This window comes from Kitasatospora sp. NPDC056181, from assembly GCF_042266225.1.
Classification (GTDB): domain Bacteria; phylum Actinomycetota; class Actinomycetes; order Streptomycetales; family Streptomycetaceae; genus Kitasatospora.
In genome coordinates this window covers 1-6,075 of the sequence record NZ_JBHJUK010000225.1, presented here as the reverse complement: position 1 = coordinate 6,075, position 6,075 = coordinate 1, and the positions used below count along the sequence as shown (strand labels likewise).

The 6,075-nt window shown below is 70.5% G+C and carries 5 protein-coding genes and 2 pseudogenes; 2 read left to right on the top strand and 5 right to left on the bottom strand.

The window, feature by feature from the left end:
• A pseudogene (locus ACFC1F_RS40900) lies at positions 1-389 on the top strand (hypothetical protein); the annotation flags it as partial.
• Between the two features lie 172 nt (positions 390-561).
• Positions 562-1,557 (top strand): ABC transporter ATP-binding protein, encoded by a 996-nt coding sequence (locus ACFC1F_RS40895; protein WP_376166586.1) that lies wholly within the window; start codon positions 562-564, stop codon positions 1,555-1,557.
• 50 nt (positions 1,558-1,607) lie between these two features.
• On the opposite strand, the pseudogene ACFC1F_RS40890 reads toward ACFC1F_RS40895, so the two are convergent.
• From ACFC1F_RS40890 to ACFC1F_RS40870, 5 genes and pseudogenes are all read right to left on the bottom strand, one after another.
• A pseudogene (locus tag ACFC1F_RS40890) lies at positions 1,608-2,474 on the bottom strand (IS701 family transposase); the annotation flags it as partial.
• Positions 2,470-2,742, bottom strand: coding sequence for a hypothetical protein (locus tag ACFC1F_RS40885; RefSeq protein ID WP_376166584.1), 273 nt, complete (start codon positions 2,740-2,742; stop codon positions 2,470-2,472). The gene ACFC1F_RS40885 and the pseudogene ACFC1F_RS40890, both read right to left, overlap by 5 nt.
• Positions 2,743-2,832: 90 nt before the next feature.
• Entirely contained in the window at positions 2,833-3,501 is a 669-nt protein-coding gene (locus tag ACFC1F_RS40880) for a hypothetical protein (RefSeq protein ID WP_376166583.1), read from the bottom strand.
• A 340-nt stretch (positions 3,502-3,841) separates the two neighbouring features.
• Positions 3,842-4,837, bottom strand: a complete 996-nt coding sequence (locus tag ACFC1F_RS40875) for a peptidase (protein ID WP_376166581.1) — start codon at positions 4,835-4,837, stop codon at positions 3,842-3,844.
• Positions 4,838-4,877: 40 nt separating this feature from the next.
• Positions 4,878-5,393 carry a hypothetical protein gene (locus ACFC1F_RS40870; protein WP_376166579.1) on the bottom strand — a complete coding sequence of 172 codons (516 nt, stop codon included), beginning with the start codon at positions 5,391-5,393 and terminating at the stop codon, positions 4,878-4,880.
• Between the last annotated feature and the right edge of the window lie 682 nt (positions 5,394-6,075).

The window sequence follows — 6,075 nt, the reverse complement described above, 5'->3', positions numbered from 1 at the left end:
CGGCGGGGTTCGCCCTGCTCGCCGTGCTGCTGACGCTGCTGCGGGCGGCCCCGGAGCGCGTCGCCCTGCTCGCCCGGCTGCGCACCATGGGCCTGCGCCCGCGGCAGGGCCTGGCGCTGATCGTCGCGGAGACCCTCCCGCAGACCCTCGTGGCGGCGCTCGGCGGCGGCGTGACCGCGCTCGCCGCGGTCTACCTGCTCGGACCGGCGATCGACCTGTCCGCCCTGGTCGGCGCCCCGGTCCGGACCGGCCTGGAGCCCGCCGTGCTGCCGGTGCTGTTCCAGGTCCTCGGCCTGGCCGCCCTGGTCTGCGCCGGGGTGCTCGCCGAGGCCTTCATCTCCGGCCGGCGCCAGATCGCCACCGAACTGCGGGTCGGGGAGCAGCAGTGACCACCATCCGGCCGGCCCGGTTGTCGGACGCAACGGGCACCAGGACAGACGGCGGCACGAGCGGCATGCACAACAGCACGAGCGGCAGCAGCGGCAGGAGTGGCCCGGTGACCGGGTCGCGGCCACCGCGACCAGGAGCGCACCCAGGCGCAGCGGCGACAGGAGACACGTGGTGAACAGCGCCCCCCAGAACGAGACGGTCGACCGGGCTCCCACCTTCGAGGAGTTGCGGGAGCAGGCGCTTGCCGCGGCCGCGCCGAAGGTGTTCGGTGCGGGGGCGGCGATCGTCTGTGACCGTCTGGTGCGTATCTTCAGTGCCGAGGGCATCGAGGTCCAGGCGTTGCAGGGGTTGGAGCTGACGATCCGGCAGGGTGACCTGGTGGCGCTGGTGGGTGCCTCCGGCAGTGGCAAGTCGACCCTGCTGACCATCCTGGCCGGGCTCGACGTGCCGACCGCCGGCACGGCCACGGTGGCGGGCTGCGACCTGCTGGAGATGTCCGCCCGTGAGCGGTTGCGCTACCGCCGTGAGGTGGTCGGGTTCATCTGGCAGCAGACGGCCCGCAACCTGCTGCCGTTCCTGACGGCCGCGGAGAACATCGCGCTGCCGATGCAGCTGCGCGGGCGCCGGGGTGCCGGCGCGGGCCGTTCGAAGCAGCAGGCCGCCGCGCGGGTCGCCGAGCTGCTGGAGGCCATGGAGCTGGGGGACCTCGCGCACCGCCGTCCCGCCGAGATGTCCGGCGGCCAGCAGCAGCGCGTGGCCATCGCCGTCGCGATGGCCAACAACCCGCCGGTCCTGCTCGCGGACGAGCCCACCGGCGAGCTCGACTCCGAGACCGGGGCCGGCATCTTCGAGGCGTTCCGCACCGTCAACCGCGAGCTCGGCGCCACCGTCGTCATCGTCACCCACGACCCGATGGTCGCCGGCGAGGTGCGGCGCACCGTCGCCATCCGCGACGGGCGCACCAGCAGCGAGGTCCTGCGCCGGACGGTGACCGACGAGCACGGTGAGGAGTCGGTCAACGAGCGCGAGTACGTGATGCTGGACCGGACCGGCCGGGTGCAGCTGCCGGTGAAGTTCCTGGAGGCCCTGGGCATGGAGCACCGCGTCGCCGTGGACCTCGGCACCGACCACATCGCCGTACGCCCGGACGACCTCGCAGGCCACTGAGACAGGGCCGGGAGCCGGGAGCCGGGCGGACCCGGCCCCGGGCCCGTCCTGGCGACAGCGATCAGCTCGTTCAGTGTGGCGTCGGCGGGCACGTAGGCGATGTAGAAGGCGATCTTCGTGGGATCGGTGATGCTGCGGCGGACGAGGACCCAGTGCCTGCGGTCGGGTCGGTGCCAGGGCCGGACCTCGACGCGGGCCCAGTCGTAGATCCGCAGGCCGTGAGCACCCTCGCCGCAGGAACGGCGCTTCCACTTCTGCCGGGGCAGATCGGTGATCAGGTCATGAAGAGGGTGCTCCAGGGCCCGCCGGGTGACGACGGTGTCGTGCCGGGTGGTGGCCACGACATGGAAGACATCGGCCTGCTCCAACTCGTAGCGCCAGCCCTTGCCGTAGCCGTAGCCCGCGTCCGCGGTCACCCAGTGGAACGGGATCCGGTCGTCGATCGCACGGCGGACCATCGCCCTCGCGAGCTGGACCTTGGTGGCGAACTCGACCTCGTCGCCTATCCCCGCTTCCCGGCAGCGCTCGCGGTCGTCCGTCCAGGACTTCGGCAGGTAGAGGGCCCGGTCGATCAAGGTCCGGCCCCGCTTGCCGGAGTAGGCGAGGAAGACTCCGACCTGGCAGTTCTCGGTGCGGCCGGCTGATCCGGAGTACTGCCGCCGGACGCCGGCCGACCGCACACCCTTCTTCAGAAAGCCGGTGTCGTCCACGATCAGGACACCGCCCGGATCGGCCAGGTGCTCGACGACGTAGGTACGCACCTCGTCGAGCACCCCATCCGCGTCCCAGTCGATGCGGTTCAGCAGGCGTTGGATCCGGTCCGGACCGCGGTGGCCGGCCTCCTCGGCCACCGTCCAGCCGTTCTTGCGCTCCAAGGGCGCCAACAAGCCCCGCATGTAGGCCAGCGCCGACTCACGCGACCCAGCCGGCCGACACCTCGCGCAGGAACTGCGGGTGGACCGTCGGGTAGAGCTCGGCCGCGAGGGCCGCCGCGTGCCCGTGGACGGCGGCGAGGTTGAACAGGAGCGGGGCGAGGTCGAGGAGCGCGTGGACAAGCGGCGCGCCCCAGAGCGGGTCCTTGGTCAGGGCGGCTGTGGATCCGGCGCTCCAGTCTGATGTGCCAGTGCTGGCGTTGGCGTCGGCCCCGACCGCGCGGTGCACCCACAGCTGCGCAGGTGCTTTCATAGGGTCGCCCTCCAGGGCGGGAGGTCGTGCAGGTCCGCTGCAGAGACAGAGGACCTCCGCCACCTCCCGCTACGTCCACGGCCCTGAGTGCTACCAGTGGTCGTGGCCATCGCAGTGGTCATGATGCCCGTCGTGGCCGCCATGCCCGTCGTGCCCCTCGTCGTCATTCCCGTGGCGCTTGATCGTGGTGGGGTCGGTGGCGGTGTGCGTGGTGGTGTCACCGCCTCCAGTGACGGTCGCGGTGTTGGTGACCTGCTCACGGGCGTGGCATGAGACATCGACGTTCAGGGTGATGGGTGGGTAGCTGTGCCCGGCAGGCAGGATGTCGCTGCGCGTACAGGTGAGGGTGGCCAGAATGCAGTTCCATCCCGCGCCGGTGATCCTCTCGGCCCGAAGACCTTCGGGGAGGAGGTCGTGGACGGTGACCGTGGTGCCATTGGTCGGGCTGGCCGCCGCGAGGTTACCCACAGTGATGGCGTAGACGCCGTCCTCGCCCGCAATGAAGGGGTCCGTATGACTCTTGACGATGGTCAGGCTGACTGGGATGACCGTAAACGTGAGGCTGGAATTGCCGGTACTGCTGGTTCTGGCAGCGCGGTCGGCGCTGCCGGGGCCAGTGGTGGTGCCACTGGGTTTGATGAGGCCCATGGTGGCGAGGGGGTCGATCACCGGCGTCGTCGCGTCGTTGACCTGGGCGACGTAGGCGGGTTGAACCGTGGCGGTCCAGGTTGTGGCCAGGACGATCGCCAGGACGGCCACCCCGGTCAGCGTGACCGCCCCCGCCCTCCGGGCCTGCGCCCTCAGCCACGATCGGAAGATACCTCCCGTGCCGCGGCTTGCTCCGGCCCGCCCTTTCCCGTGTCTGAACACCGACATCTCCGCTTCCAACCGTCGATAACAAGCTGTGGATACTCTTCGTGACATGAACATTGCTTTAAGCATCCGTGAGAGAGGGAGCGGGCGAGAGGTGTGCCGACGTCGACATGCCAGCGTGGATGGCGCCGGCGCAGAAGGAGCGGTGACGCGCTCGACGAGGGCCGCCATACGTCGCTCACGGAGCAGATCAGCCGGCTGCGAGGGCGGGTCATGGCCGGAGTGGTCATCGACGGCGCCGGAGGAACCTGGCGAGCAGAAGGCAGAGAGCGGCGAGGGCGAGGGCTGAAAGCCACGCGACCACCGAGGTGGGGAAGTCCCCTTGCAGGGCGACCGGCGCGGCGTCCGCTCCGACGCTGCCGGGAGTCGATGGGAAGGTGATGGTGGCGCGGGTGGTGTGCTCGACCAGGCCGCTTCTGAGCGTGAGCTCCCCGGTCCACGGGCCGTTCGGTAACGTTGCGTTCAGTGGGACGACCACCTCCCCGCTGTCGCCCGGAGCCAGTGTGGCGCCCGTCTTGGCGATCGAGAACGGTCCGGCGTGCTGTCCGCCCGGCCCGTCGAGGAGGGACAGTGCCCCGCTGATGTCCAGGGCGCGACCCCCCGCGTTGTGGATCCGGGCGCGAACCTCTGCCCGCCCGTCGCGGGCTCGGGTCGGATAGAGCCGTTCGATCGTGAAGTCCGAGGGTGGCTCGTCACCGGGACCGACGTCGATGTACATCCGGACGCCCACCCGACCCAGCACCGTCAGAGTGTGCGAGCGATCCGTGGGGGCGTCCGTCTGTGCCCAGATGACGCCGTATCGCTCCCCGGCCGCGGCATCCCGGGGCACTCGGACGGTGGTGCGTACCCGCGCTGTTTCGGAGGCTGCCAGCTCGAGGTCCGCCGCATCGAATGAGGTCCAGCCGGTCAGCTCGTCGGGGGTGCGCTCCGGCGCGAAGGTGAATTCACCATTCGCGATGGTGGCTGCCGCGGCGTAGACGTTGACGTGCATCGGTGTGGACGACTTGTTGGTGATCTCCACCCGCCGTTCGATGGTCGAGCCGGGTGCGAGGTGGTCGATGATGTAGGCATGCGCTCTGGGATCGGCGCGGCGGTTCTCCGGAGCGTTGAGAAGCTTGATGGCGAGGGTTCTGCCCGCAGCCGGGTCCTGGGGGGAAGGCGCCGCGGGTGCCTCGTGCCCCGCCGCCGGCATTACCCCGGCGGCCTGCACGAAGGCCAGCATCAGCAGGAGAACCCAGTACCGGCGCGCACCTTTCATTCCGTCAGGCAACGGATTGGGTCAGCGTTCCGGTGTAGGTTCCGCCGACGGCGCTGGCGGGCACGGTCACGGCGACTGTCGGGTTCCAGGTCGCGGTGTTGTCTCCGACACCGGCGGTCCCGGTGACCACCGTCTGCGCGGAGTTGCTCAGCGTCACGTTCGTCGGAGTGACGGTGATGGTGCCGGTCGTCGTCACCGCCCCGGGCGAGTAGGTGGCGGCGGTGGCGGGAATTGTCGACGAACCGTTCGCGAAGTCCGTCTCCGCCGCGGTCACCGTCCAGGAGGCCGAGAGAAGGGCGCGGTCGTCGGTGACGGTACAGGGGCCGATCGCCCCGCTGATCGTGGTGCCGGGCGCTCCCGAGCCGAGGCTGGCGCTGACCGGGACCGACATCGACAATGCGCCGGACGTGACGGTGAACGTGACTGTGGTGCTGGGGTCGCCCTCCGCGGTGGCGAGGCCTGGCTGGGCCAGGGCGAGAATGGCGGCTGCGGCCGCGACGAACAGGCTTCGTGTACGCATGATGGCTCCCGGGATACCCCGCCAGAGGACGTCCTGACTGACGGCGGTCATGCTGGTTGACGCGACTCAGGCAATCCGGCGCGACCTGTTTGCACAAGCCGACGCGCGCCGCGTTCCGCCACACGAATGGCCACATTTCAGCCTGCTCGAAGCCCAGCTCGCCTTGCCGGTACCCTCAGGCCTCCTGACGGCGCGTCCGACGATGAACCCGCACGCGGGTCACGATACGATTCGCCGATCGCGCACGTTCGAGTCGTTTGGCGTCCAGAATTCTCGGAACCCGCCCGTTCTGGGACGCCCTGAACGAAATGCGGATCGCAGGCGCGGCACCGGCCGTCTTCGACCTCGAACCACTACCCTTCGAGCACCCCCTGCGGCACGGCTCCCAACACCTTCCTGACAGTGATGACAGGCATGCCTGGGGCTGGTTCCTGTACTCCGAGGAGACACTGCGGCCGCTGCCCGAGCCGGCCGGTCCGGCGCCGGCCGCAGGTCCGTACTTCGGCCGGTGGCGCGATGCCGTGATAGTGCCGCCCGAGATGGCCGGCACTTCCGATCCGGACGGCGCGGACCGGTGCTGGCGGCCGGCCTGGGTCCGCACCGCGGGCCGGTGGCACTCCGGCCTCGTCACCGCCCGCCGCCGCCCCGGCCCCGGACCGTGGATCGCCCACGTGCGCTGGGG